At 61.8% G+C, this 24,889-nt stretch carries 30 protein-coding genes; 12 read left to right on the forward strand and 18 right to left on the reverse strand.

Translation table 11 applies throughout. The features are described 5' to 3' along the window. Positions 1-119: 119 nt before the first annotated feature. Positions 120-1,196, reverse strand: a complete 1,077-nt coding sequence (gene recA, locus ABW043_RS17970) for a recombinase RecA (RefSeq protein WP_353922570.1) — start codon at positions 1,194-1,196, stop codon at positions 120-122. A 278-nt stretch (positions 1,197-1,474) separates the two neighbouring features. On the opposite strand from recA, the gene araD1 reads away from it, so the two are divergent. The 5 genes from araD1 to ABW043_RS17995 all read left to right on the forward strand — a co-directional run bounded on the left by araD1 (position 1,475) and on the right by ABW043_RS17995 (position 5,120). Continuing rightward, positions 1,475-2,467, forward strand: coding sequence for an AraD1 family protein (gene araD1 / locus ABW043_RS17975; RefSeq protein ID WP_353922571.1), 993 nt, complete (start codon positions 1,475-1,477; stop codon positions 2,465-2,467). A gap of 75 nt (positions 2,468-2,542) precedes the next feature. Then, a complete protein-coding gene (locus ABW043_RS17980; protein ID WP_353922572.1) occupies positions 2,543-3,562 on the forward strand; it encodes an aldo/keto reductase in 1,020 nt (339 codons plus the stop codon). 58 nt (positions 3,563-3,620) lie between these two features. Continuing rightward, positions 3,621-3,974, forward strand: a complete 354-nt coding sequence (locus ABW043_RS17985) for an ArsR/SmtB family transcription factor (RefSeq protein WP_353922573.1) — start codon at positions 3,621-3,623, stop codon at positions 3,972-3,974. Between the two features lie 10 nt (positions 3,975-3,984). Beyond that, positions 3,985-4,473: an SRPBCC domain-containing protein gene (locus ABW043_RS17990; protein ID WP_353922574.1), complete on the forward strand. Its 489-nt coding sequence runs from the start codon at positions 3,985-3,987 to the stop codon at positions 4,471-4,473. A gap of 2 nt (positions 4,474-4,475) precedes the next feature. Further along, on the forward strand, positions 4,476-5,120 hold the full coding sequence (locus tag ABW043_RS17995; RefSeq protein WP_353922575.1) for a glutathione S-transferase family protein: 645 nt from the start codon (positions 4,476-4,478) through the stop codon (positions 5,118-5,120). A 4-nt stretch (positions 5,121-5,124) separates the two neighbouring features. On the opposite strand, the gene ABW043_RS18000 is transcribed toward ABW043_RS17995, so the two are convergent. Then, entirely contained in the window at positions 5,125-5,520 is a 396-nt protein-coding gene (locus ABW043_RS18000; protein ID WP_353922576.1) for a DUF2237 family protein, read from the reverse strand. 104 nt (positions 5,521-5,624) lie between these two features. After that, the gene (gene cckA / locus ABW043_RS18005; RefSeq protein ID WP_353922577.1) at positions 5,625-8,195 is read right to left on the reverse strand and encodes a cell cycle histidine kinase CckA; all 2,571 of its coding nucleotides are present in this window, start codon (positions 8,193-8,195) and stop codon (positions 5,625-5,627) included. Here cckA and ABW043_RS18010 point away from each other — a divergent pair. Further along, positions 8,194-8,934, forward strand: a complete 741-nt coding sequence (locus ABW043_RS18010; RefSeq protein WP_353922578.1) for an AAA family ATPase — start codon at positions 8,194-8,196, stop codon at positions 8,932-8,934. The genes cckA and ABW043_RS18010 overlap by 2 nt on opposite strands. A gap of 65 nt (positions 8,935-8,999) precedes the next feature. Next, positions 9,000-9,731, forward strand: a complete 732-nt coding sequence (locus ABW043_RS18015; RefSeq protein WP_353922579.1) for a CPBP family glutamic-type intramembrane protease — start codon at positions 9,000-9,002, stop codon at positions 9,729-9,731. A gap of 7 nt (positions 9,732-9,738) precedes the next feature. Here the strand turns inward: ABW043_RS18015 and ABW043_RS18020 are convergent, their stop codons facing one another. The 7 genes from ABW043_RS18020 to ABW043_RS18050 all read right to left on the reverse strand — a co-directional run bounded on the left by ABW043_RS18020 (position 9,739) and on the right by ABW043_RS18050 (position 14,071). Further along, on the reverse strand, positions 9,739-10,434 hold the full coding sequence (locus ABW043_RS18020; RefSeq protein WP_353922580.1) for a permease: 696 nt from the start codon (positions 10,432-10,434) through the stop codon (positions 9,739-9,741). A gap of 9 nt (positions 10,435-10,443) precedes the next feature. Beyond that, a complete protein-coding gene (gene flhB / locus ABW043_RS18025; RefSeq protein WP_353922581.1) occupies positions 10,444-11,529 on the reverse strand; it encodes a flagellar biosynthesis protein FlhB in 1,086 nt (361 codons plus the stop codon). 3 nt (positions 11,530-11,532) lie between these two features. Then, positions 11,533-12,303, reverse strand: a complete 771-nt coding sequence (fliR, locus tag ABW043_RS18030; protein ID WP_353922582.1) for a flagellar biosynthetic protein FliR — start codon at positions 12,301-12,303, stop codon at positions 11,533-11,535. Beyond that, entirely contained in the window at positions 12,303-12,569 is a 267-nt protein-coding gene (gene fliQ, locus ABW043_RS18035) for a flagellar biosynthesis protein FliQ (protein WP_035087516.1), read from the reverse strand. Before fliQ ends, fliR begins: the two co-directional genes overlap by 1 nt. A gap of 153 nt (positions 12,570-12,722) precedes the next feature. Continuing rightward, positions 12,723-13,217, reverse strand: a complete 495-nt coding sequence (fliE, locus tag ABW043_RS18040) for a flagellar hook-basal body complex protein FliE (protein ID WP_353922583.1) — start codon at positions 13,215-13,217, stop codon at positions 12,723-12,725. A gap of 20 nt (positions 13,218-13,237) precedes the next feature. Beyond that, positions 13,238-13,648, reverse strand: a complete 411-nt coding sequence (flgC, locus tag ABW043_RS18045) for a flagellar basal body rod protein FlgC (RefSeq protein ID WP_353922584.1) — start codon at positions 13,646-13,648, stop codon at positions 13,238-13,240. A gap of 15 nt (positions 13,649-13,663) precedes the next feature. Next, positions 13,664-14,071 carry a flagellar basal-body rod protein FlgB gene (locus tag ABW043_RS18050; RefSeq protein WP_353922585.1) on the reverse strand — a complete coding sequence of 136 codons (408 nt, stop codon included), beginning with the start codon at positions 14,069-14,071 and terminating at the stop codon, positions 13,664-13,666. Positions 14,072-14,347: 276 nt separating this feature from the next. On the opposite strand from ABW043_RS18050, the gene ABW043_RS18055 reads away from it, so the two are divergent. Both ABW043_RS18055 and fliP read left to right on the forward strand, forming a co-directional pair. After that, a complete protein-coding gene (locus tag ABW043_RS18055; RefSeq protein WP_353922586.1) occupies positions 14,348-15,001 on the forward strand; it encodes a hypothetical protein in 654 nt (217 codons plus the stop codon). Between the two features lie 31 nt (positions 15,002-15,032). Further along, positions 15,033-15,758, forward strand: coding sequence for a flagellar type III secretion system pore protein FliP (gene fliP, locus ABW043_RS18060; protein WP_353922642.1), 726 nt, complete (start codon positions 15,033-15,035; stop codon positions 15,756-15,758). Between the two features lie 10 nt (positions 15,759-15,768). Here the strand turns inward: fliP and ABW043_RS18065 are convergent, their stop codons facing one another. The 3 genes from ABW043_RS18065 to ABW043_RS18075 form a co-directional block, all read right to left on the reverse strand. Beyond that, positions 15,769-16,164 carry a (R)-mandelonitrile lyase gene (locus tag ABW043_RS18065; RefSeq protein WP_353922587.1) on the reverse strand — a complete coding sequence of 132 codons (396 nt, stop codon included), beginning with the start codon at positions 16,162-16,164 and terminating at the stop codon, positions 15,769-15,771. A 125-nt stretch (positions 16,165-16,289) separates the two neighbouring features. Next, positions 16,290-16,550 (reverse strand): hypothetical protein, encoded by a 261-nt coding sequence (locus tag ABW043_RS18070; RefSeq protein WP_353922588.1) that lies wholly within the window; start codon positions 16,548-16,550, stop codon positions 16,290-16,292. A gap of 29 nt (positions 16,551-16,579) precedes the next feature. After that, positions 16,580-16,774 (reverse strand): hypothetical protein, encoded by a 195-nt coding sequence (locus tag ABW043_RS18075; protein WP_353922589.1) that lies wholly within the window; start codon positions 16,772-16,774, stop codon positions 16,580-16,582. A gap of 335 nt (positions 16,775-17,109) precedes the next feature. Here ABW043_RS18075 and ABW043_RS18080 point away from each other — a divergent pair, with 335 nt between their 5' ends. Further along, positions 17,110-17,814: a hypothetical protein gene (locus ABW043_RS18080; RefSeq protein WP_353922590.1), complete on the forward strand. Its 705-nt coding sequence runs from the start codon at positions 17,110-17,112 to the stop codon at positions 17,812-17,814. A gap of 2 nt (positions 17,815-17,816) precedes the next feature. Here ABW043_RS18080 and ABW043_RS18085 read toward each other — a convergent pair whose 3' ends face one another. Continuing rightward, a complete protein-coding gene (locus ABW043_RS18085; protein WP_353922591.1) occupies positions 17,817-19,106 on the reverse strand; it encodes a S8 family serine peptidase in 1,290 nt (429 codons plus the stop codon). Positions 19,107-19,162: 56 nt separating this feature from the next. On the opposite strand from ABW043_RS18085, the gene ABW043_RS18090 reads away from it, so the two are divergent. Beyond that, on the forward strand, positions 19,163-19,732 hold the full coding sequence (locus ABW043_RS18090; RefSeq protein WP_353922643.1) for an RNA polymerase sigma factor: 570 nt from the start codon (positions 19,163-19,165) through the stop codon (positions 19,730-19,732). 11 nt (positions 19,733-19,743) lie between these two features. Next, a complete protein-coding gene (locus tag ABW043_RS18095; RefSeq protein WP_353922592.1) occupies positions 19,744-20,460 on the forward strand; it encodes an anti-sigma factor family protein in 717 nt (238 codons plus the stop codon). A 22-nt stretch (positions 20,461-20,482) separates the two neighbouring features. Here ABW043_RS18095 and ABW043_RS18100 read toward each other — a convergent pair whose 3' ends face one another. Genes ABW043_RS18100 through ABW043_RS18115 form a run of 4 tightly spaced genes read right to left on the reverse strand, consistent with a single transcriptional unit; the run spans position 20,483 to position 24,888 of the window. After that, positions 20,483-21,562 (reverse strand): glycosyltransferase family 4 protein, encoded by a 1,080-nt coding sequence (locus ABW043_RS18100; RefSeq protein ID WP_353922593.1) that lies wholly within the window; start codon positions 21,560-21,562, stop codon positions 20,483-20,485. Continuing rightward, positions 21,559-23,133 carry an ABC transporter permease gene (locus tag ABW043_RS18105; RefSeq protein ID WP_353922594.1) on the reverse strand — a complete coding sequence of 525 codons (1,575 nt, stop codon included), beginning with the start codon at positions 23,131-23,133 and terminating at the stop codon, positions 21,559-21,561. Before ABW043_RS18105 ends, ABW043_RS18100 begins: the two co-directional genes overlap by 4 nt. Continuing rightward, a complete protein-coding gene (locus ABW043_RS18110) occupies positions 23,130-23,903 on the reverse strand; it encodes an ABC transporter ATP-binding protein (RefSeq protein WP_353922595.1) in 774 nt (257 codons plus the stop codon). Before ABW043_RS18110 ends, ABW043_RS18105 begins: the two co-directional genes overlap by 4 nt. Further along, on the reverse strand, positions 23,890-24,888 hold the full coding sequence (locus ABW043_RS18115; RefSeq protein ID WP_353922596.1) for an ABC transporter substrate-binding protein: 999 nt from the start codon (positions 24,886-24,888) through the stop codon (positions 23,890-23,892). Before ABW043_RS18115 ends, ABW043_RS18110 begins: the two co-directional genes overlap by 14 nt. Position 24,889: the final 1 nt, after the last annotated feature.

The raw sequence follows: 24,889 nt of genomic DNA on the forward strand, positions 1-24,889 counted from the left end.
CAAGCCCGGCGGTGACGACAAGGGCCAGATCTCGGCAGCTCCAGCCGCACACAGCTCGTCAAAACAAAAGACCCTCGCTTTTGGCGAGGGTCGAAGGATTGCATGGGATCGAGAGAAACTTATTCGTCGCTGCTTGCGTCGTCGTCACCGCCACCAGCGACGAGAAGGACTTCGCCGAGAAGGCCCGAGCTTTCGCGGACGCCCTGCTCGATCGTGTTGGCGATCTCTGGATTGTCCTTGAGGAACTGGCGGGCGTTTTCACGGCCCTGGCCGAGACGCTGGCTGTCCCAGGAGAACCAGGCACCCGACTTGTCGATGATGCCGGACTTTACGCCGAGATCGAGCAATTCGCCGGTCTTGGAAATGCCTTCGCCATACATGATGTCGAATTCGACCTGGCGGAACGGCGGGGCAAGCTTGTTCTTGACCACCTTCACGCGAGTCTGGTTGCCAACGATCTCTTCGCGATCCTTGAGCGCACCGATGCGGCGGATATCGAGACGAACCGAGGCATAGAACTTAAGTGCGTTACCGCCGGTCGTCGTTTCCGGCGAGCCGTACATCACGCCGATCTTCATACGGATCTGGTTGATGAAGATGACGAGGCACTTCGACTTGGAAATCGAGGAGGTCAGCTTGCGCATGGCCTGGCTCATCAGGCGAGCCTGAAGACCAGGCAGAGCATCGCCCATTTCGCCTTCGAGTTCGGCGCGCGGAGTGAGCGCAGCAACCGAGTCGACGACGAGAACGTCGATGGCACCTGAGCGGACCAGCGTATCGGTGATTTCGAGAGCCTGCTCGCCGGCGTCCGGCTGGGAAATCAGCAGGTCATCGACATTGACGCCAAGCTTGCGGGCATAGATCGGGTCGAGCGCATGTTCGGCGTCGACGAAGGCACAGATGCCGCCGGCCTTCTGGGCTTCGGCAATAACGTGCAGCGCCAGAGTGGTCTTGCCCGAGCTTTCCGGGCCAAAAATCTCGACGATACGGCCCTTGGGCAGGCCGCCAATGCCAAGCGCGATATCGAGACCGAGCGAACCAGTCGAAATCGACTCCACCTCGATCGAAGACGCTTCGCCAAGGCGCATGATCGAGCCCTTGCCGAAATTGCGCTCAATCTGGCTCAATGCCGCAGCAAGAGCCTTGTCCTTATCCATCGATCCACCCTCAACAACGCGAAGCGGCGAGCTAGCCATAATTTCTCTCCTTATTTCACGCTCTCGATGGCCACGCAACGCACCGGGTCGAGAGATCAATGTCCATTCATTGTGCTTATTTTGTTCTCATTTTGTTTTCATCCTGTCAAGGGACAAAGAGAGAACATTCCAATTGACGTCCGCATCTCTCTATGCTGATTCTGGCAGCAGGAGAGACCGCGACTCTCAAAAGTATGATTTTTGACTGGACAGGGTGAGGCCGGTTGCGTTTTATGCCGCCAAGCCGCTGAGAAGGCCCCCAGGAGGCAAGGAAAGTCATGCACCTCATCCAGTATTTTGACGCCAATGGCGCACGCGCCGTGGCTGTGACGCAGAACGGGGAAACCCGCCAGGTGCAGGGCGTGACGAGCGTCTATGAACTTGCGCAGGCAGCGCTGAGCGTCGGTGGCCTCTCTGCTGCGGTTGCGGCGCGTGGCCTGGGCGCTGCCGTCGACAAGGCGGCCTTGCTGGCCGAGGGCCGGCTGCTGTCTCCCATCGACCATCCCGATCCGACGCATCTCCATGTCACCGGCACGGGCCTGACCCATCTCGGTTCGGCCGCCACGCGCGACGCCATGCACAAGGCCAGTGGCGACAAGCCGACGGGCGAATTGACCGACAGCATGAAAATGTTCCGCATGGGGCTTGAGAACGGCAAGCCGAAGAACGGCGAAAAGGGCGTGCAGCCCGAGTGGTTCTACAAGGGCAATGGCCACATTGTCGCCAATCCGGGCAACGCCATCCCCTCCCCGTCCTTTGCGCTCGACGCGGGCGAAGAGCCTGAGATCGCTGGCATTTACCTGATCGATGCCGACGGGCAGCCGCGCCGCCTGGGCTTTGCGCTGGCCAATGAATTCTCCGATCACGTGACCGAGCGGATCAATTATCTCTTCCTCGCCCATTCCAAGCTGCGCGCCTGCTCGTTCGGGCCGGAACTGCGCGTGGGCGACCTGCCCAGCCATATCGAAGGCGTGTCGCGTATTCTCCGCGATGGCCAGGTGCTGTGGGAAAAGCCGTTCCTGTCAGGTGAGGACAATATGAGCCACACCATCGCCAATCTTGAATATCACCACTTCAAGTACGGCCTTTTCTGCCAGCCGGGCGACGTGCATGTGCATTGCTTCGGCACGGCAACGCTGAGCTTTGCTGACGGCATTTCGACCAAGGAAAATGACGTCTTCGAAATCGAAGAGAGCCAGTTCGGCCTGCCGCTGCGAAATCCGGTGCATGTGGAAGACGAAAAGCCGGTTGTGATCAACGGCCTCTACTAAGGTCGATCGCGTGGGCGCCTTTACTCGCGGCAACTAACATGTCAGTTAGTTTGCCGCGAACTGAGGAGCCCGCGCATGACCACCCGCATATTCGAAAAGCGTCGTATTGGTGAGACCGAGCTTGAGGTCACGACGCTGGGGCTGGGCTGCGCGTCGCTGGCCGGAATTTTCACCGGCGTGCCGGCCGACCAGGCGCGGGCGACGGTGAAACATGCGCTCGATGTCGGCATCAACTATGTCGATACCGCGCCGCAATATGGGCTTGGTCGCTCGGAACATCTGGTGGGCGACGTGGTGCGCGAGGCCGTGGTCCGTCCGGTCGTTTCTTCCAAGGTGGGACGCCTGTTGCGGCCGGTTGACCCGGCAAAGCAGGACAAGGGGAACTGGGTCGATCCCCTGCCCTTCGACCAACAATATGACTACAGCTATAATGGCGTGATGCGCGCCTATGAGGACAGCCGGCAGCGGCTGGGGCTGGACCGCGTCGACATCCTCTATGTGCACGACATCGGCACCGCGACGCATGGCGTCGAGGGTAACAAGCCGCTTTGGGCTCAGTTGGCGGGTGGCGGCTACAGGGCGCTACGCGAACTGCGCGACAGCGGCGAGATCAAGGCGATCGGCCTTGGCGTCAACGAGTGGCAAGTGCTGATGGACGCCTTCGCGCTGGGCGACTGGGACGTGTTCCTGCTGGCCGGGCGTTACACGCTGCTGGAGCAGACCGCGCTCGCTCCTTTCATGACGACCTGCATCGAGCGCAAGGCGTCGGTTGTTGTCGGCGGGCCGTTCAATTCGGGCATTCTCGTTGGTGGCGACAAGTTCAATTACGCCAAGGCGCCGGATGACATCGTGGCGCGCGTGCGGGCCATCGAGGCGGTATGCACGGAATTCGGCGTGCCGCTGCCGGCGGCGGCGCTGCAGTTTCCATTGACCCATCCGGCCGTGTGCAATGTGCTGCCCGGGCCGCGCTCGCCTTCGGAGCTCGACGGCATTCTGTCCTGGTGGGACGTCAAGATTCCGAATGAACTCTGGACGACGCTGGCGGCCAAGGGCCTGCTTGCCGAAGGCACGCCCATTCCCGGCGGCACTGCTTGACGCGACATCGATCGCTCCGTTACACATAACCAAATAGTTTTGTAACGGAGCGATTTCGATGGCCGACACCACGCGGCTGGACGCGACTTTTCACGCCCTTTCCGATCCGACGCGCCGGGCCATTCTGGCGAGACTGGCGCTGGAGGGGGACGTGACGGTCATGGATCTGGCCGAACCGTTCGCCATGAGCCAGCCGGCGATTTCGAAGCATCTCAAGGTTTTGGAGAAGGCGGGGCTCGTGTCGCGCGGCCGCGATGCGCAAAAGCGGCCGGTACATCTTGAGGCGCAACCGCTGGCCGAGGTGACGGGCTGGCTGATCGAATACCGGAAATATTGGCAGGCGCAGTTCGAGCGGCTCGACGATCTGCTGGAGGAGTTGCAGCAGCTCGAAAGGCTGGCCGGGAAAAACTAGGGAGAGACAAATGCAGTTTGGCGATCCGCTTTCGGTGTCGTCTCCGAGCGATACGCAATTGGTGATCGAGCGCGCCTTCGTGGCGCCGCCGCATCTGGTCTATGCCTGCTACACGCAGCCAAGCCTGATACGGCGCTGGCTGACAGGGCCGGATGGCTGGACCATGCCGGTCTGCATCTACGATGCTCGCGTCGGCGGCGGTTATCGGTTCGAGTGGCACGGGCCGAGCAATGGCTTTCTGGCGGTCGACGGCAATATCACCTCCATCGAGGCGATCCGTTACATCGACGCGCAGGAGCAGTTCGATGCCGGTGAAATGGGACCGCCCTATCGTTCTCATCTCGAATTCAGGCTGAAGGACCACGGTACGCTGGTGATCAACAGCTTTACCTATGAATCGATGGCGCATCGTGATTTCGTCGTGTCGACGGGCATGGCCGAGGGTATGGAATTCAGTTTCAGGAGCCTCGATCGGCTGCTGGTGGAAGAGCAGGAATAGCCGTGCTGACAGTATGGGGGCGCAAGACGTCGTCCAATGTGCAGGCGCTGATGTGGTGCATCGGCGAATTAGGGCTGGCATATGAGCGCCACGATGTCGGGCATCGCTATGGCGGCAATGATACGGCTGAATTCCTGGCGATGAACCCCAATGGCACGGTGCCGGTGTTGCAGGACGGGATCGGGGAGCCGATTTGGGAAACCGGGGCCATTCTGCGCTACCTGGCAGCGCGCTATGGGGCGCCTGGCTTCTGGCCCGCCGATCCCGCGCTGCGGGCGCCGGTCGATCAGTGGGCCGAATGGGCCAAGATCAACGTGACCCTGTCATTCACTGGACCTGTGTTCTGGCGCGTGGTGCGGACGGCGCCGTCGCAGCGCGATCCGGTGGCCATCAGTGCGGCCCTGACCAAGCTCAACGGCATTCTGGCGATCGCCGAGGCGCAACTGGGGCGGCACGCTTTTCTTACCGGGGCTGAGCTGACGCTTGCCGATATCCAGTTCGGGCACGTGCTCTATCGCTATTTCGACATCGATATCGCGCGGCCGGAATGGCCGAAAATCGAACGCTATTATCAGTCGCTCACAGAGAGGGCTGCGTTCCGCGAGCATGTGATGGTGTCATATGGGGAACTGCGTGTGACAGACTGAAGCGTCAGTTCAAGTCTAGCGCGTAACCTTTTAAAATCTCGATCGAAACCAGATCCAAAACCTTGCGGTTGGTCGCGCGCAGGTAGACGCGTGGAGCCTTGCCGGCTTCGTGAGCTTGCAGCCAGCGGACGGCCACTAGGCACCAGCGATTGCCGGGCTGGATACCGGGAAAGGCGAATTCCGGACGCGGGGTCGAGAGGTCGTTGCCGACGGATTTCGAGTAGGCGAGAAACTCGGCCGTCGCTTCTATGCAGATGATATGAACCGCAGCATTTTCGGGGCCGGCAGCGCAGTAGCCCGAGCGGAAGAAGCCGGTCAGCGGATCTTCGGAACACGGCTGCAGCAGCTCTCCCAGAACGTTGTACTCGTTCGGTCCCTCGATCTGAGGCTGATGATTCATTGGCTGCTCCTTGCCCACGGGGGCATGAAGCCCATCGCTCAGTGGCGCCCATAACGGCCCCCGGGTCAAGCCCGAGGGCAGCAAGTTTGGGACACGGGAAATGCTTAGCCGTCCAGCTTATCCTGGCGCTGGAGCACTTCCTTGACCTTGGAGTTGATCTGGTCGAGCGAATAGGGCTTTGGCAGGAAATCGACGCTCTGGTCGTCCTCGATGTCGCGGCGGACGCTTTCCTCGGCATAGCCGGAGACGAAGATGATTTTCAGGTTCGTCATCTTGTCGCGGATGACCTTGAGCATGGTCGGGCCATCCATTTCGGGCATCACCACGTCGGAAATGATGAGGTCGACCTTGTAGTCGAGGTCTTCGAGCACTTCGAGGGCCTCTTCGCCGCCATCGGCCTCGAAGACTTCATAGCCGGTGGTGCGGAGGGCACGGGCGGAGAAAGCGCGGACGCTTTCCTCGTCTTCGACGAGCAGGATGCGTTCGTGGCCGGTCAGGTCCTTGGCGGGAGCGGCGGCGGCGATGGTCTTGGCTGCAGTCTCTTCGGCCGTCGGCACGTAGCGCGGCAGGAAGATCTTGAAGGTGGTGCCGACGCCGACAGTCGAGACCGGATAGATGAAGCCTTCGGTCTGCTTGACGATGCCGTAGACGGTGGAAAGACCGAGACCGGTGCCCTTGCCCAATTCCTTGGTGGTGAAGAAGGGCTCGAAAATCTTGGCCATGATCTCGGGCGACATGCCGGTGCCGGTATCCTGTACGTCGATCAGCACATAATCGGCCGGAACCATGCCTTCGAACTTCAGCTCGCGCGTCTCGTCTTCAGTGACATTGCTGGTGCGCACGGTGATCGAACCGCCATCGGGCATGGCGTCGCGAGCGTTGACGACGAGATTGATGACCACCTGTTCGAGCTGAACGACGTCGGCGCGGATCGGCCAGATATTGCGGCCATGTTCGACCGATAGCTGGTTCTTTTCGCCGATCATGCGCTTCAAAAGCACCGTAAGGTCATCGACGATCAGCGGCAGCTCAAGCACCTGCGGGCGCAGCGTCTGGCGACGGGAGAAGGCCAGGAGCTGGCGGGTGAGGCCGGCAGCGCGATTGGCGTTCTGCTTGATCTGCATGAGTTCGCTGAAGGACGGATCGCCGGGTTTGTGCTTTAGCAGCAGAAGGTCTGAGAAGCCGATGATGGCGGTCAGCAGATTGTTGAAATCGTGCGCTACGCCGCCAGCGAGCTGGCCGACGGCCTGCATCTTCTGGCTCTGGGCGAACTGGGCTTCGAGCTTGCGCTGATCAGTCATGTCGAGAGCATAGACATTGATCTGCTCGGGCGACCCGGCGCTGACTTCGGAGGCGGAAATGTAGAGGCGAACGGCGCTGTCGCCTTCGACGCTCAGCTGCGCGTCGACCGGCTCGACTTCGGTACGCTGGGCCGTGGCGTCGGAGAGCGCCTTGGCGAGCTTGTCGCGGCTGCCTTCGCCGATGAGATCGTGCAGCGGCTGCAATTCCAGGCTCTTTTCCTCGCCGGACCAGCGGAAGATGCGGCCGAAGGGAGCATTGGTGCGCACGATGCGGCCTTCGCCGTCGAGAGTGGCAATAGCAAAGGGCGTATCGTTGAAGAAGCGCGAGAAGCGGACTTCGGCGGCGCGCAACTCTTCCTCATTCTCGGGTGCGCTGGAGCGGTTGAGCACGAGCGTGCGCGTTTCGCCCAATTCGCCATCGGCGAGACGGGCAGCGCGGTGCAGCAGGCGGACTGGCAGAGCCGTGCCATTGCGGCGCACGAGGTCGATGTCGATGATTTCGGTGGTGATCTCGCCATCGCGACGGCCGCGCATGAGCAGGGTCGCGCCATCGCCACGGACAACATCGCCGAGGCGCAGGTGGCCGGCGTTGAACTCGGCAAGGTCGTAGCCCAGCCAATCGGCCAGGGTCGAGTTGAGATACTGGATATGGCCCTGCGCATCGGCGGAGAAGAAGCCGGCCGGGGAGTGATCGAGATAATCGATGGCGCGCTGCAGATCGAGGAAAGCGGTCTCGTTGTTTTCCCGGTCGCGCGTGATGTCTTCGACGGTCCAGCCGACAACCGGCTTGCTGGTTTCATCGTTCTGCGGCAGCGGCCGCACCGAAACGCGATACCAGAACGCGCGATTGGTTTCGGTCTGCGAGCCTCCTAGGCCGCCGACGATACGCATATCCTCGATGGCATTGCGGCCATCCTTGGCCGCACGGGTCAGCCGATACATGGCCTCGCCGGCATCGGCCTGGCCGGAAAAGAGCCGCGGCACACTGACGGGCACGCCATTGTTGAGCGCGCCGGCGAATGTGCCATAATGGGCATTGGCATAGGCGATCTTGCCATCGCGATCGGCAACGACGATGCCGCGGCCGACCGTATCGACCAAGGCCCGCGCAATGGTGCGGCGCTCTTCGGAGGCGGCGAAGCGGAACAGCCCGGCGGCAAGACCAAAGAGGAAAAAGACCCCGGCCACGGCCAGGAGGCCAACAAAGACCATCACCACTTCAGGCGGCAGGCGATCGCCAAACAGCGCAAAAGTGGCGGCAGCGCCGATGATGACAAGACCGAGCGCAGCGACGCGCCACAGCCCGGCTCCACCTCGAGCCGAGGCAACCAGCGGATCGGGATAATTGTCCTCGCCGAGCGGGCTTGTTGCCATGGGTCGAAAAACTCCAGCGCTGGGACCAATCCGCATTCAGTTGAATACCGGCCAGTCCCCAACCTGCCCCGATTCGGGACACTCCCACTGGTCTATCAAATGGGTCGCCGCCATGGGAGAGCGAAGGCGGCTTTTCACACGAGGAGACCGGACCGAAGGCGACTTGCACACCCAAACTTACGCGAGGAGACGAAAAATAGATCGCTTCATCATCATTTCAGGCTGTTCGGGCGGCGGGAAATCAACCCTGCTTGAAGATCTGGCGGGTCGAGGCTTTTCGGTGATTGAGGAGCCGGGACGGCGCATCGTCGCGTCCGAGCTGGCCAGAGAGGGCAAAGCCGTGCCCTGGATCGACGCCGAGGCCTTCCTGCGCAGGGCCATTGCGCTTTCGCTTGAGGACCTTGAGCGGGCGAGCGCCCTGCCCGGCCGGGTATTTTTTGACCGTGGCCTGCTCGATGCGGCGTCCGGTCTGGCGGAAATGTCAGGCGAGCCAGTGTTGCAGCGCTTTGCGGAGCAATGGCGGTTCAACGCGAAGGTGTTTTTGACGCCGCCATGGCCGGAAATCTACCGGCAGGATGCCGAGCGGCAGCATGGGCTCGATGCGGCCGTTGTTGAATACGAGCGGTTACTGCGGGACTATCCCGCGCTCGGCTATGAAATCGTGGAGCTGCCGAAGGTGCCGGTTGGCGAGCGGGCAGATTTCGTTCTGGCGGCGCTGGGAGAAAACACGCAAGACTAAGGGCATATGGCGCTTGCGCATTTTCTCGTCAGGCCGCTAGATCATTGCGGCTTGGGGTAGAGAAAATGAGCGCGAAGGTCGATCTTCCGTATTATTCGGGCCAGCCGGTGGCGATTTCCCCTGCTGGATGGTCACTCGTTGTGGCCGCCGTCGTGGCCGCATTCCTGCTGCTTGTTCTCCTGCCGTTTCCCTCGCCGCCGCTCGACTTTATCCCTGCCATTCTGTTCACCGGCCTGCCGCTTGTGGCCCTGATGGCTGTGACCGGCTGGCGAGCGCCGGCCATTTTCGGGCGGCTTGGCATCAAGGAAGTTGGCCTTGGGCTTGGTTTTGGCGTGTTGACGATAATCGTCTCGGGGATCATCGGCTTTGCGGTCGCAAATCTGATTGGCGCATCTGCGAACCCTGCCGTCGAAGGGTTGCAGGCGATCGGCACCGTGGACCTGGTGCTGTTCCTGGCGCGCACGCTTGTTCAGCTTATCGGCGAAGAAGTCGTGTCCATCCTGCCGCTGCTCGCGGTGCTGTGGTTTTGTGTTAGCCGGCTCGGTCTATCCCGGCGCTTGGGGCTGATTATCGGCGTCGTGGTTTCGACGCTGTGGTTCGCTGCCATGCATCTGCCGACCTATAACTGGAATTTTCTCCAGTGCCTCGGCATCATCGGATCGGCGCGGGTGGTGTTGACGCTCGCCTATCTCTTCACCCGGAACATCTGGGTCTCGTCCATTGCCCATATCTTCAATGATTGGGCATTGTTCCTGACGAGCTTCGCCCTCGGACACTTACCGATCGGCGAGGGTTAGGCGGGCGCTACAGCGTCTCCGGCAGTGTAATCGAGCCGCTGGCCAGCCCTACGACGAGGGCGAGGAAGAGAAAAAGCGGCACGGCAATGACGAGCGTTGTGACCACGATGGTCGCCGATATGACCGGACGCAGCTTGGCGCTTTGGGACAGCCACAGCGTTTCGACCGCGACATACCAGACAAGACCAGCCACGAAAACGAGGCTGCCGGCCACGAGGATCGGCGTCGACAACTCGGCTTCGGACACGCACTGCAGGCCAAGGGTGACCGCAACCACAAAGGGCACGGCGGCGTAGCACTGGCTGTAGAAGATCGGCTTGAACGTGGTGCGCGTGAGCCGCGCGCGATTGGCCCTGAGCTGGATGATGCCGAAAACCAGCGGAAAGAGGCTGAAGGCCACAGCCCGGAAGATCAGGAGGTTCCAGTCATCGGCGAGAAGGCCCGTGAGGATGTGATCGCCGGCGGGGTCTGAGAGCTGGCCTACGCTGTGGAGGACAATGAGCGAAATGAGCAGCAGAACGGGTGGGCTCAGGCCGTCGTCGAACTGGCGATCTTCTTCTTCGAGCAATTGCCGCTCGGCATAAGAGAGCATGTGGAGCGGGCGGCGGACAATGCGCCACAGGGTCAGGGGATAGAAGACGAACCAACTGATGAGTTCGTAGAGCAATTCCTCAAGCGATTTGAGGAGCTTCATGAAATCCATTGAAGTGCCCTACCCCCGTGCCTTCCAGCTCTGGCCGTGCTTGAGGCGCATGACGAAGCCGATGATTTCGGCGACGGCCTTGTAGTGATCGGCCGGGATATCCTCGTCGACATCGACAGCGGCAAAGAGCGCGCGGGCCAGCGGCGGGTTCTCGATGATCGGCACCTCGTTTTCCTTGGCGACGGCACGGATACGCAGGGCTACGGCATCGGCACCCTTGGCGACGCATCGAGGCGCGCCCATGCCCTTGTCGTATTTGAGGGCGACAGCGTAGTGGGTCGGGTTGGTGACGACCACGGTGGCGTCGGGCACGGCCTGCATCATGCGCTTGCGGGCGCGCTCCTGACGCAACTGCCGGATGCGACCCTTCACATGCGGGTCGCCTTCCATCTGCTTGTATTCTTCGCGGGTTTCCTGAACCGTCATCATCTGCCGCTTCCACCATTTCTGGCGGGTGTAGAAATAGTCGGCGCCGGCAATGACGGTCACCACGATGAGCACGGCGGTGAGGATTTTCACCCCCAGCTCCTGGAAATCCATCAGGATGATGATGGGATCGGCCGTCATCATGGTGTCGAGGCGGTCGCGCTCGGGCCAGACCACCATGACGACGACGATGCCGACCACGGCGATTTTCAGGAGGCCCTTGCCGAAATTCACCAGCGCCTCGCTCGAAAACAGGCGCTTGGCCCCGGCGAGAGGTGAGATTTTCGAGAATTTCGGGGTGATCGGCTCGGTCGAGAACAGCGGCCGGTGCTGCACGAGATTGGCGAGGATGCCGCAGATATAGAGGACGGCCAGCGGCGCCAGCACCGCGCCGATCAGGGAGAAAGCTAGGCCATTGAAGAAGGCCGAGAACCCTGCGCCGTCGACGTCGAAACGGTCGGCATTCATCATGATGATCTGCAAGGGATTGCTGATCTGCAGGGATACCCACGGCGCCATCGAGGCGAAGACGATGGTCGTGCCGACGAGCATGAACCAGGTGGTGACCTCCTGGCTCTTGGCGACGTCGCCTTTCTTGTGGGCTTCCTCAAGCTTCTTTTGGGAAGGATCTTCTGTTTTGCTGTCTTGCTCCGGGGCTTCGTCGGCCATGGACTACCCCCGCCACATGGCCAGATGATTTTCGAAGGCGGAGAGATACCACCCCATCATCATCATGAGCAAAAGTGCAAACAGAACCAGGCCGGCCAGGATATTGGCGGGCATGAGGATGAAATAGACCTGCAGAGCAGGCATGAGGCGCGACAGGATGCCGGCGCCGAGGTTGAAGACGAGGCCGAAGACGATGAAGGGCGCCGACATCTGCACGCCCACCGAGAAAGCCGAGGCCACGGTCTTCAGCGCCAACTGCATGGCGTCTTCCGACATGATCGGCATGGTCGGCGAAAAGACGTCGTAGCTGTCATAGATTGCCGCCAGCGCCATATGGTGCAGGTCGGTTGCAAAGATCAGTGTGATGCCGAGGAATGAGAGGAAGCTGGTGAAAACGGCGCTCTGCTGGCCCTGCTGGGTCGGATCCGCCGACATGGCGCCCGAAAGGCCGATCTGGAAGGCGATGACAGCGCCGGCCACCTGCGTCGCCATGGTGGTGATGCGCACGATGCTGCCGATGATGAGGCCAACGGCGAGCTCATGGAACAGCAGCGCCACCATGCCCGGAATATCGGGTGGCATGGGGGGCATGATGCTCGAAAGCAGCGGATAGAGCACGAAGGTGAAGGCGAGCCCGAATGCGAGGCGCAGCCGCATCGGGATAGTGTCTTCGCCAAGCGCCGGCAGCAGCATCAGCATGGCGCCGATACGCGCGAAGAGAATGAGATAGGTGAAGGCCGCGCCGGGCGCCCAGTCGAGGTTGAGCGTAAACATCAGCCGCCGACGATGATCATGTCGACAACCCGCGTCATATAGGCCGACATGGTCGCGCCGAGAAACGGCAGCGTCAGCAGCATGGTGACGAAGATGGCGATGATCTTGGGAACGAAGACCAGGGTTTGTTCCTGGATTTGCGTCAGGGCCTGGAACAGCGCGATGACGACGCCCACGACAAGGCCGACAAGCATCATCGGCAAGGACACGATGATCAGCGTCCAGATACCTTGATTGGCGATGTCGAGCACTTCGGCGCCGGTCACGACTCAATTCCCTCTGCGGTCACGCGCAAATGGTAACTGATTCCTGAATGGGCAGCGAATTCTAAGCCAGAGTGCCGCACAACTAACCGATGTCCCCCGGCCTTGGCCGGGGTGACAATCAAGAGGGGGACGGCGTCAGATCTAGTCCGACGCTTAGATCGGCATGCTCATGATCGATTCATACGACTGGATCACGCGGTCACGGATCGTCACGATGCTTTCGATCGCAAATTCGGTCTGCGACATGGCGGTGACCATATCGACCACGTTGGCCTTGCCATTGACCATGTCGATGGCCATCTGGTCCGAATTCCGGCCCTGATCGACGACACCCTGGACCGACTGGGCCAGCATGGCGGCGAAGTCATTGCCACCATTGCCCGGATTGGTACCGAGCTGCGCACCGGGCATCGAAGCCTGGGTGAGCATGCGGGTGGCCGCGTCGCTGAGTGTCGCGATGGCGGTGGGGTCGGCAGCGCGACTGCTTTCAGTCACGGACTGGACCGACTGGGCCAGCATCTGCGCGAAGTTGGGACCGCCGGCAACGCCGGCGATGGCTGCTTCCGCCTCAGGGCGGCTGAGCTGCGATGCAAGGCGGCTGGCATTGCCATAGGCCGCGGCTGCGATATTGAATGGTGTTGACGCCACGATGATAGCCCCCAGAACCGTTAGCCGCGCAGGATGTCGAGCGTTTGCCCGAGCATCTGGCGAGTGACGGAAACCACGTTGAGATTGGCCTCATAGCTGCGCTGGGCCTCGCGCATGTCCATCGTCTCGATCAGTGTGTTGACGTTGGGGTATTGAACATAACCATTCGCATCGGCGGCCGGGTGGCCGGGCTCGTAGCGATTGTTGAAGTCGCTCTGGTCATAGGCAAGCTTGCCCATGCTCACGACGCGACCGCCGAGCTCGTTGTTCATCACCGTTTCAAAGGTGGGAACGCGACGGCGATAAGGCTCGCCGCCCGGCGTCGACGCCGTGGAGTCGGCGTTGGCAATATTTTCGGCGATGACGCGCATGCGGGCCGACTGTGCGTGCAGACCCGTGGCGGCGATGCCGATAGAAGTGTTGAAATCCATGCTTCAAGCCCTTTCTTATGCGGTCTTGCCGAGTGCGGTCTTCAAGATTTTGACCGATTTCTGGTAGAGGGAGGTCGCGGCCTGATAGTCCATCATATTGGTCGTGACCTTCATCATCTCGTCTTCGAGGGTGATGCCGTTCCCCTTCGGCGTGATCTCGAAATTGACCATCTTGTCGTCGGTAAAGCTTGTGCCGCCGCCGATAGAGGTCGAAAAGTGCCTGGGCTGCGTCGTCGCAGTGTTGACGACCGGCGCCTGAACGACGCTGAAACGGTCTTCGAAATTATACTGCTTCAGGTCGCGCCCCTTGAAGCCAGGATTGTCAGCGTTGGCGACGTTCTCGGCCAACAGACCCTGACGGGCCTGATGCCAACGCATCTTGTCCGTCAGCGCCGAAAAGACCGGCATGTCCAGCAACCCCATCGCGACTACTCCTGAGTCCAAGTCAGATGGGCAAAACCTGCCTAATCAGGGTTAAAGAAGAGTTAATAGTGACCCCATGCTGTCCTAAAATGCCTCGCATTCTGCATGATTGCCTGATTTGACTGGGCAGAAAATGCCCGACAGAGTCGGGAAGGCCACTCTAAAGCGCGTCGCGATCTTTCAGATTCGCTCTCCACGCTTTAGTCTTTTGTTGTTACGCATGCCTCGCCCGAGACCGGCGACCACCTTCGGGCACATGCTTAGGAGTTAGAATCAGTGCAGTTCATCACCAGCCTCTTCGGCGGAAGCGGCAATACCTACCTGACCGCACTCTTCGCCCTTGGCGTCGTCATCGTCCTCATCCTTCTGGGCGTGTGGCTGCTCAAGCTGCTGTTCAGCGTATCGAGCAATGGCGTGCGCGGCCGCAACAAGCGACTCGCCATCGTTGACAGCCTCGTCGTCGACCAGAAGCGGCAATTGCTGATCATTCGGCGCGACAATGTCGAACATTTGATCCTGACCGGCGGCAATCAGGACCTGGTGGTGGAATCCGGCATCGTGCCGCCCGAGCCGCCGGCGGCGCAGACGACCCGCCGCCCGGTGCCGATGATCGGCCGGAAAGCCAGCAATGACGCCAAGCCCGTCGAAACCAAGCCCGCAGCCGCCGTCGTGACCACCGTCGCCGGCCCCGGCGCTGCCATTGACCGTGCCCGCGAAGCCAACAAGGCACGCGAACAGGCGCCGGGCCGCTCGCTGCGCCACACGGGCCTGCTGCGCCCCGTCTCCACGCAAGACACGCTGCCAGCCGGGTATAAGCCGGACATTTCACCCGCGACCGCGACCGACTCAGCTACAGAGGACGCAGGACGAGCGGTTAACGAAAGCGTAACGCGTGATCACGAAGCGCAGGGCGAAAACAACCGAAACTAGTGCTGCGCGGGCGCGCCTCAAGAAGCGCGCCCTGATCGGACTCATCGTAGCGGCGGGGCTTTCGCTCGCTGCCGTGGGCGTTGCCCAGGCGCAGGAACTCTCTATCGGCTTTGGCGACGACACCGCTCTCGCCGAACGCGCCATCCAGCTCATCGGCCTTCTCACCATCCTGTCGCTGGCCCCGTCCATCCTTGTGATGGTGACGAGCTTTACGCGCATCGTCGTCGTGCTGTCGCTGCTGCGTACGGCTATCGGCCTGCAGACCGCGCCGCCGAACTCGGTGATGATCTCGCTGGCGCTGTTCCTCACCTTCTTCATCATGCAGCCGACGCTGGAAGAGAGCTACAACAACGGCATCGCGCCGCTGCTGGCCGGCGAAATCGAGATTTCGGAAGCCTTTGAGCCCACGGTTGCGCCGCTCCATGCCTTCATGCGCGCCAATGTGCGCGAGCAGGACCTGTCGCTGTTCTATGACCTGACGGAAGCCGAAGTTCCGGCCGAGCCGGAAGCCATTCCGCTGCAACTGCTGATCCCGGCATTCCTGATTTCAGAACTGCGACGCGCCTTCGAAATCGGATTCTTGCTCTTCCTGCCCTTTGTCATCATCGACATGGTCGTCGCCTCGGTGCTGATGAGCATGGGTATGATGATGCTGCCGCCCGTGGTGATCTCCCTGCCCTTCAAGCTGATCTTCTTCGTGCTTGTGGATGGGTGGTATCTGGTGGTCGGCTCACTGGTGCGAAGTTTTACCAGCTAGCTCGCGAGAGTCAGGCGCCGTATTCGGCGTCCGTGACCTGTTCCATCCAGTCGACGACCTTGCCATCCTTGACCTCCTGGAGCGCGATGTGGGTCATGGCGTTGCCCGGAGCGGCGCCATGCCAGTGCTTTTCGCCGGGAGCGAACCAGACGACATCGCCGGGACGGATTTCTTCCACCGGTCCGCCAAGCCGCTGAACGCGGCCAATGCCGGAAGTGACGATCAGTGTCTGTCCGAGCGGGTGGGTGTGCCAGGCTGTGCGCGCGCCGGGCTCGAAGGTGACATGCGCGCCCTGAACACGCTCGGGCGCGAAGGGATTGAACAGCGTGTCGATGCGGACGGTGCCGGTGAACCAGTCTGCCGGACCCTTTGCCGACGCATTGGTGCCTACGCGAATGATTTCCATGATGCTTTCCTTCTTGATGCCGCCTCGACCTCGGGAGCCCGGGATCTCCGTCGGCCCTTAGCGGTCGTTAGGTCAACATCCGATTTTGGTGTGCATTCGCGCAAGAGCGCGAATGCACGAGATGATCAGTCGTCGTCGTCATCGTCGTCATCATCGTCCCAACGATCGTCATCGTCGTCGTCCCAATCGTCGTCGTCACCCTGCCAGGTCGGCTTGCCATGGCGCCACCAGAATGGGCGGTCGTCGTCATCTGCAACGAGGATGATGCTGGCGTCGGGTTTCGAAACGACAGGCTGCAATGTTTCGATCCCGAGGCCAAAGCTGACGCTTGGGGCCACAAGCAACATCGCCAGAGCAAAGCCGATCGGCTTGAAAATCGTCTTCATTGGTGGGGCTCCTCTCTCAGTCGTCGTCGTCAGACGAATTGGACGAGGAATTCGAGCTCGAATTCGATGAGGAATTGTTGCTCGAATTGGAAGACGAGTTGCTCGACGAGTTCGAGGAGCTGTTGCTGTTCGAGTTCGACGAACTGTTGGAGTTCGAGTTGGAAGAGCTGTTCGAGTTCGAATTCGACGATGAATTGCTGCTCGAATTGGAGCTCGACCCCCAAGGGTTCTTCCAGGTGCCGTTGTTGAGGTCATAGAGCAGCCCGCCGCGCTTGGAGTCGGCGACCTGCAGGTGTTGGGCCGGGGCTAGCCCTGGCGCGGGATCGGCGACGCCATAGGCTTGGGCCGGCGCATTTGCAGCCATGAGGCCGGCAACGGCGAGGGTAGTGATGGTAATGGTCTTGCCCATTGGACATGTCCTTTTTCTGCTCGGAGCCTTGTCGCTCCACAGGGAAAGACGCAGGACATCGCCATCTATTCCCGAAAAATTTCGTTTCTCCAGAAGGGAATAAGCGGAGGGCCGATCCGTCATGCCTTCATAGAACGAAGGAGCATCGACATGTTCGCCAGCCCAAAAGCCAAGATCCGCTTTCTCTGCACGCCGGAAGACGAGGGCGTCATCGCTCCGCCAATACCGTCAAAAGGCCACCTGCCCGACTGGTTTCGCAAACTGCCGGCCGTCGACCAGAGCAAGCTGGCGCCCAACGATACCGGCCTCACGGTCAAGCGCTGCATGCCTTTCCTCGATGCGATGATGACCGGCTACATCATTCCGCTGGCCGCAACCGTGCGTCTCGAAATCCGCGATGGCGGCAAGACGGTGACGGCCGGCTGGGATTTTGACAGGACCATGGTCAGCAATCACGGGAGCCATCAGGTCGCCGGTCATCCGCAAGGCGACATGCCGCCCTGCAAGTTCCACAATTATTGGTCCATTCGCACGCCCAAGGGTTGGAGCTGCCTGTTCGTACCGCTGCTGAACCGGCCCAATCCGGTCTTCGAGCCGGTGGCCGGGATCGTCGACACCGACACTTATGTCGCCCCGATCCATTTTCCGTTCTTCGCGCGTGGCGCCGATGGCCTGCACGAAATCGAAAAGGGCACGCCGCTGATCCAGGTGATCCCCTTCAAGCGCGACAGCACCATGCTCGAAGCCGAGATCGGCAGCGAATCCCGCAGCGAGGCTGCCGAGCGCCATAAAGTGTCCCGCAATACGATCGCGAGCACCGGTTGGTACCGGCGCTTTGCACGCGCTGCCCGCTGAAATCAGCAGGGCGACGGGATGCGCACCAGCCCCCAGCCGAAGATCGCATCCCGGCCGGGCTCACCGAGATCGAGGCTGGCCTCGATAAGTGCATCCATGGCGGCTGGCGGCTCGACACCCTTGGCCAGGGCTGCCGCCAGCGCCGTGGTGACGAAAGGTACGGCGAAGGACGTGCCGGTCTGGGGGCGGATGCCGGAGATCGAGGCGGCCGTGGAGATATCGACGCCGGGCGCGGCAAAACTCACATGTTCGCCCTGCACTGCCCGGCGATAGATGTTTTGCCGGCGGTCGACGGCAGTCACCGCGACGACATCGGGATATGCGGCGGGAAACATGGCTTCGGCCCGCGGCCCCGCATTGCCGACTGCCGCGACGACCGGGATGCCGGCAGTCTGGATTCGAGAGATGGCGTCGGCGAGAATGGCATTGTCGGGCCCGGCAAGGCTGAGGCTGGCAACATCGACCTGAGCCGTGGCCAGACGATCGAGTGCTTCGACCAAGGCGAATACATCGCTTCGCTCGTCCTGACCAACGCGGCCGAAGGGATCGACGACGAGCACCTCGGCAGCGGGCGCCAGGCCAGGGACCCGACCGCTGCCAACGAACATGGCGACGACGGCGGTGCCGTGTTTCAGCTCCGACGGCTCCGCATCCACATTGCCGATCGTTTCGAGCGTCAGGCGCGCTTCGCTCAGCATCGGATGGTCGAGATTGACGCCTGTATCAATGACGCCGATATGAGGCGCGAAAACGCAGGTAGCGCCGACGGAAACCGGCGGCCAATCGACGGCCTCCCAATGTTCGCACATGGCGCCTTCGCATCCGATGGGAACCGCCTGGCTTCGATAGTAGGAATTGGGCGCGACGAGCGCTTCGGGCGAGGCTTTGCGCACGGCAGCCAGGGCTGCTTCGACATCGAGATCGTCGGGTAATTCCAGCAGCAGCCGGCCACTGCTTTCCGAGACGATCAGAAAACCCGCGGCGAGCAGGACGTCCCTGCCCGCAGCATCGAGGCTCGCGACCACCACTTGATCGTCGGCCTGTTCGGGCAATGGCACAGCGACCGGCGCAGGACGGCGGACGATCCGGCCGCCCATCCATGGTTCGTCGTCATCATCGTCATCGTCGCTCGAACCGGAGTCCCAATCGTCGTCATCGTCACCGCCATCATCGTCGTCATCGTCCTGCGCATAAGCCGGGGCAACGAGAAGGGGCGAGGCGAGGAGCCCGGGGACTGCAACGAGACCGAGCGCGACGAGCAAGGCGCGGAGCGAAGTGGTGGGGCTGGACAATATGCGCTTCCTTCGACAATCGGTCTTGCAAGGCTAGACGTCTGAGACATCAGAATATTCTATGCAGCACACAAAAAAGCGACAGGCGCGGGAATAAACCCCATCACCCATCCGTCTTCCAGCGTATGAGCACCATAGCTTCCAGTCTCGTTCCCATGCTGCCACGCCTCCGGCGCTATGCGCTCGCCCTTTGCAAGGTGGGCGACATCGCAGACGATCTCGTGCAGACCGCCTGCGAAAAGGCGCTGGCCAGCCAGCGTCAAACGCTCGACCTCTCCTTTGACGCCTGGATGTTTCGCATCCTGCGCAATAGCTGGATCGACCGGCTGCGCCGCCAGAAGACGCGCGGCGAGGAGATCGACATCGTCGAGCACAGCGATATTGGCGCGTTCGATGGCTCCTCCATTCCGGAAAACCGCCTGGTGCTGAAAAAGACCATGGAGGCCATCGGCCGCCTGCCGCAGGACCAGCGCGAGTTGCTGCTGCTGGTGTGCGTGGAAGAGCTGAGCTATCGCGACGCGGCCGAGGTGCTCGACCTGCCTATCGGTACAGTCATGAGCCGGCTTGCGCGGGCCCGTCGAAAACTCGCCGAGGATGTCGGCATAGAAGCGGGGCAATTGCTGTGAAGGACCAAAGCATGCAGCGCGATTTTTCCGACGAAACCCTCATGGCCTTCGCCGATGGCGTTCTGGATGAACCTCAGTTTTCGCAGGTCGCCGAAGCCATTGAAAGCGATGAGGCCCTGGCGACGCGGCTCGAAACCCTTGTCACCGGCTCGACGCTTGCTCGACGTGGGTTTGACGAACTCCTTGCGCCGGTCTCGCCGGAGTTGGAGGCGGCCGTGCGGCAGACGATCAAGGCGGCTGAGCGCAAGCCCTTCTGGAAATTCTCCTGGGGCAACTGGCTTTATCCTGCGGGCGCATTTGCTGCCGCAGCCGTGGCCGTCGTCGTCGCTATTCCGTCCCTGGGCCTGTGGCAGGCGTCTTCAGCGCCGTCATCCATGGCCGAGCTTGGTGGTGAGGAGGTTGCTGCTGTGCTCGACACCCTGCCCTCTGGCGGTACAACCACCTTGGCGAGCGGCACCGTCATCAATCCAATCGCCACCTTCACCAATGGCGACCAGCAGGTCTGCCGAGAGTTCGAGACCGAGGGCAGCGCCAGTTATCTCGTGGTTTCCTGTCGGGCTGGTTCGTCCTGGTCTGTTCAGCTTGCACTTGCGACCGCAAACGAAGATGGCAACTACCGGCCGGCGTCAGGTTTTGAAGTGTTGGACGCCTATCTGCAAACGGCTGGTGCAGGAGAACCGCTTGTCGGCGATGACGAGTTGGCGGTTCTTCGCAGCCCCTCACGCTGACCGAGGACGTCGCGCCCTGCTGCTAGGGCGCGATGCGGGTCCGATGGGCGACGCGCCCCAGGACCTCACCAACGGTCTTTTCGGTTTTGTCCCAACTGTCGAGCTTTCGTCCGGCTTCGGTAGACAGCTCAGCCATGGTCTGTCTTGCGGCTTCATCGGTCAGGACCGAACGGAGGGCACTGGCAAAAGCGTCGACATCGTCCACCGGCACCAGAATGCCGGCCCCCGGCGCTACCGTGTCGGGCACTGCTCCCGTTCGGCATGTCACGATGGGGAGGCCATGCAGCATGGCTTCGCCGAGGACGATGCCATAGCCCTCGTAACGCGTGGCCAGAGCGAACAGCGTCGCCTGACGATAGCGCTCGATAACCTGGTCATCGGCGAGGAGGCCGGTGAGAGTCACACGATCGCCGAGGCCCAGTTCAGCGACTTGTCGGAGAAGCGCCTGCTCGACTGCTGGGTCGTGGGTCTTCCCGACAATCTGCGCCTGCCAGTCGAGATCGCCGATCTGACCGAGCGCAGCAACGAGAACATCGTGGCCCTTGCGCTCTGCCAGGAGACCCACCGACAGGATCAGCGGCGGCGACAAAGGCTTGTGGATGGGGTCGGCGGGGCGGAAGCCCGGAGGCGCAATGGTGACCTTTTGCTCGGGAACGTCGAACTGCTGCATCAAGATGCGGGCGGTGTGCGGGCTGGGGACCAGCACGGCGTCCGCCAGCTCTAGGTTGTCGGCCTCCCGTTGGAGCAGGAACCGGGATTGCGCGGGCGCCAACCCAGTTTCGAGGCCGAGGGGGTGATGGATCATGGCGACAATGGGCGCCTTGATGGTTCGCAATCCGGCGGTGTCGATGGAGCCGAAGACGAGCCCGTCGATAATCAAAGGCATATCGGGCGGGAGGGCGGCCATGGCGGCGATTGCGGCGGCCGTTTCGTCGGCGCTGGGGTTCGGAAAGCCGGCACCCAGTTCGATGTGTTTTACCGCGCGGCCGTTCCGACGCAGCGCCTGCAGCAGTTCATATTCGTAGATGTAGCCGCCGGTCTTTTGTGTGGCATCGCCGGGAATGGCAAAGGCGGCCGGGCGCTTTGGTGCTTGTTCGGTCATAGGGCGAGTTGCTCGCTGGCAAAGGTTTTGAGAATTCGGCGCTCCAGCCAATGGACCGCGGCATAGAGCAGGCTTGCCGCCAGCGCGAGGAGGACGATGGCACTCCAGAGCATGGCGTAGTTCGAGGTCGAGGCGGTGAGGGCCATCAGGCTTCCGATGCCCGTGCCCGTCGCCAGCCATTCCGCAGTTGTTGCGGACAGAAAGGCGGCGGGCACCGCCATGCGCGCCGAAGCGAAGAAGGCCGGCAGCATGGCGGGAATCTGCGCGTGGATCAGCCTCTGCCACGGAGAGGTGGCATAGCTTGCAAAGAGATCGAGCACTGGTTGGGGTGTCCGCCGCATGCCTTCGAGACAAGCGGCGAGCGTTGGAAAGAAGATCATGACGGCAACGATCACTATGGTTCCGACCGCCCCGCGACCGAGCGCCAGAACGAGGAGAGGCGCTGTCGTCACGATGGGCACGGAGCGCAGGGCAATGGCGATCGGCAACGTGCCTGCGGCAAGCCGGGGGCGGAGCACCAGCAAAATAGCAAGCCCGGCACCTAACCCGAGGCCAACGAGGTAGCCGGGCAAAGTCAGCGACAAAGTCTGCCAGAAAGCATCCGTGAGTACGGCGCGATTGGCTGAGGCTGGCGGGTCCGTGAAGAGGAAGGCAAAGACATCCTGCGGGCGTTTTGCGAAGAAGGGTGAAAGGTTGAGGACGTTCATCAGGCCGAGCCAAAGCGCCAGGATGATCACGGTGAGGAGCGCGAAGGTCCCGAGGCTACGCGCCAGGCTCGCGGCCTTTGATCGTGGCAGATCTTGTCGGCCGGGAGAGAGCAGCAGCGGCGGTGGACCGGCGCCGAGGCGGCGGCCGAGCCAGCCAAACAGCCAGAACGCCAGAGCCGAAATGGTGGCGGCCAGAGCGGCAATTGCCCAGGTCATATCCACATCGAGCCCGCGCATGGCGCGAATGCTGAGAACACCGAGGCCACGCTCGGCGCCGGTGAATTCGCCCACCATGGCGCCCAGAAATGCCGCAGGCGCGCCGATCTGCAGGCCCGCGGTAAAATACGGAAGAGATGCCATGGCGCGAACGTGCATGATTTCGCTCACCCGTCCGCGACCATAGCTGCGCACGAGATCGAGCCAACTGGCGGGCATGGACCGAAGGCCGACCAGCAGGCAGAGATAGGTCGTGTAATATGTGGCAAGCGCTGCCAGGACGACCTGCGGGCCATCGCCGACGCCGTAGATGACGCGCAGGATCGGACCCGTAGCGACGAAGGGCAGGCAGAAGAACACCAGCGCTACGCCCGATACCAACCGCTCGATACGCGGCATGGCCAGCGCGATCGTTGCCAGCACGACGGCCGCAGCATTGCCGAGAACGAAGCCGATAGCGGCGGATTTCAGCGTTATGGCGGCCGATCCGACCAGCAATGGTGCCTCGGCGATTATGGCACGGAGGACTTCTGCCGGGCCGGCAAAGACGAACAGGCCCTGCGTGAGGCTCGCCAGTGTCTGCCACGCGGCCAACACGACAAGGGCGGTGAGAAAGGTCGGAACGGCTGCAGCGATACGATCCGTCACGACGTCGGCAATCCTTCACTGGCGGCCAAAGTGCTCGATATTTCCGCCATCGCGCCGCGTTTGGTGCTCTCGTTGCCGCGCATGCCGGTGAAATCACCGACGATCCGAGCCGGGCGTGGCGAGAAGACAATCACGCGGTCGCTGACATTGACGGCCTCGGAAATGGAATGGGTGACCAAAAGCGTGGTGGTGCCCGGCTTTTGCCAGAGCGCCGGCAAATCCTGGTTGAGGCGGGCGCGGGTCAGTTCGTCGACGGCGCCGAATGGCTCATCCAGCAAAAGCAGGCTCGGCTCGGTCACGAGACACCGGGCGATGGCAGCGCGCTGGCGCATGCCGCCCGACAGTTCGGCGGGTCTGGTATCGGCAAACTGGCTGAGCCCGACGAGATCGATGAGGTGGGAAACCCTGGCCTCGTCCTTGTCCCTGCGAGCCAGTTTCAGCGCGAGGGCGACGTTCTGGCGCACGGTAAGCCAGGGCAAGAGCGCGGCATCCTGAAAGGCGAAGGCGAGACCTGCTCTTTTCGTGACCTCGACCGGGGTTTCGCCACCGATCTGCACCGAGCCGGCCGTGGGTTTTTCGAGCCCGGCGATCAGGCGCAGAAGGGTTGACTTGCCGCAGCCGGAGGGCCCGACCAGGGCGGTCGTCTCTCCGGCATTGAAGCGAATATCGAGCGGGCCCACGGCGCTGATCGCCTTGCCGCCACTGTGGAAGGTCTTTTCAAGCTGCCTGCAGACTATTTCAGGCGATCGCGATGCCTCAGCCCTGGGCATGCACTTCCTCGAGAATGGATCGGTCCCATAGATCGGCGGTGACGTTGCGGCCGAGGAGGCCGAGCGTTTCGACGTTCTGAGCGACGGTTTCGTCGGTGAACCAGCCGAAGCCGAATTCGTCGGTGAGCGCGGAGAACATCAGCGGGACCTGGCGCTCGGCCTGCAATTCCTGGGTCGGCAGGTCGAGGCCCTGATCGGGGTACATTTCGAGGGTCAGCGCCGCGGCGGCTTTCGGATCGGCCTTGTAGTCATCCCATCCGCGCACTTCGCCCCGCATGAGGGCGACAAGGTCGCTCCGGCGGTTGGCTATGCTGTCGTCGGTCGCGATATAGGTCTGCGAATGCACGGCATAGCCATGATCGGCCATCAGCATGGTGACGCTTTCGACGCCCTTGATCGCCATGGCCACGGGGAGATCGGTTTCCCAGCAGAGGAGGCAATCGACCTGATTGGCGATCAGCGGCGCCGCGTCATACTGTGTCGGCACGATCTCGATCTGAGTGATGTCGACATTGTTGATGGTGCAGAGCGCCTGCAGCACCGGGGTATTGGCCAGCGCCATGCCGATGCGCTTGCCGACAAGATCCGCTGGGGTGTTGACGGGATTGGCGGGAAGCGAAGCGATGACGAACGGGTTTTTCTGCATGGCAACGCCGATGATCTTGAACGGCGCGCCCTGCTCGACCGAAGCCGAGGCATAGTCGGCGGCCGAAATGCCGATCAGGGCTTGGCCCGTAACGACGGCCGGATCGACGGGGGCATTGGGACCGCCGGGGTTCAGCGCCACATTGAGCCCCGCTTCGGACCAGTAGCCCTTGGACTTGGCAATGTAGCTGCCACCGAACTGCACCGAATGCAGCCAACTCAGTTGCAGGGCGACGTCCTTGGTCTCCTGCGCAAAAAGACGCTGCGGCATGGCGGCCAGACCAATGGTTCCGAGGCCGGCATAGACGAACCGGCGGCGAGAAAGCTTGAGATGGGTCACG

Origin of the sequence: Devosia sp., assembly GCF_040509215.1 — a bacterium.
Lineage (GTDB): Bacteria > Pseudomonadota > Alphaproteobacteria > Rhizobiales > Devosiaceae > Devosia.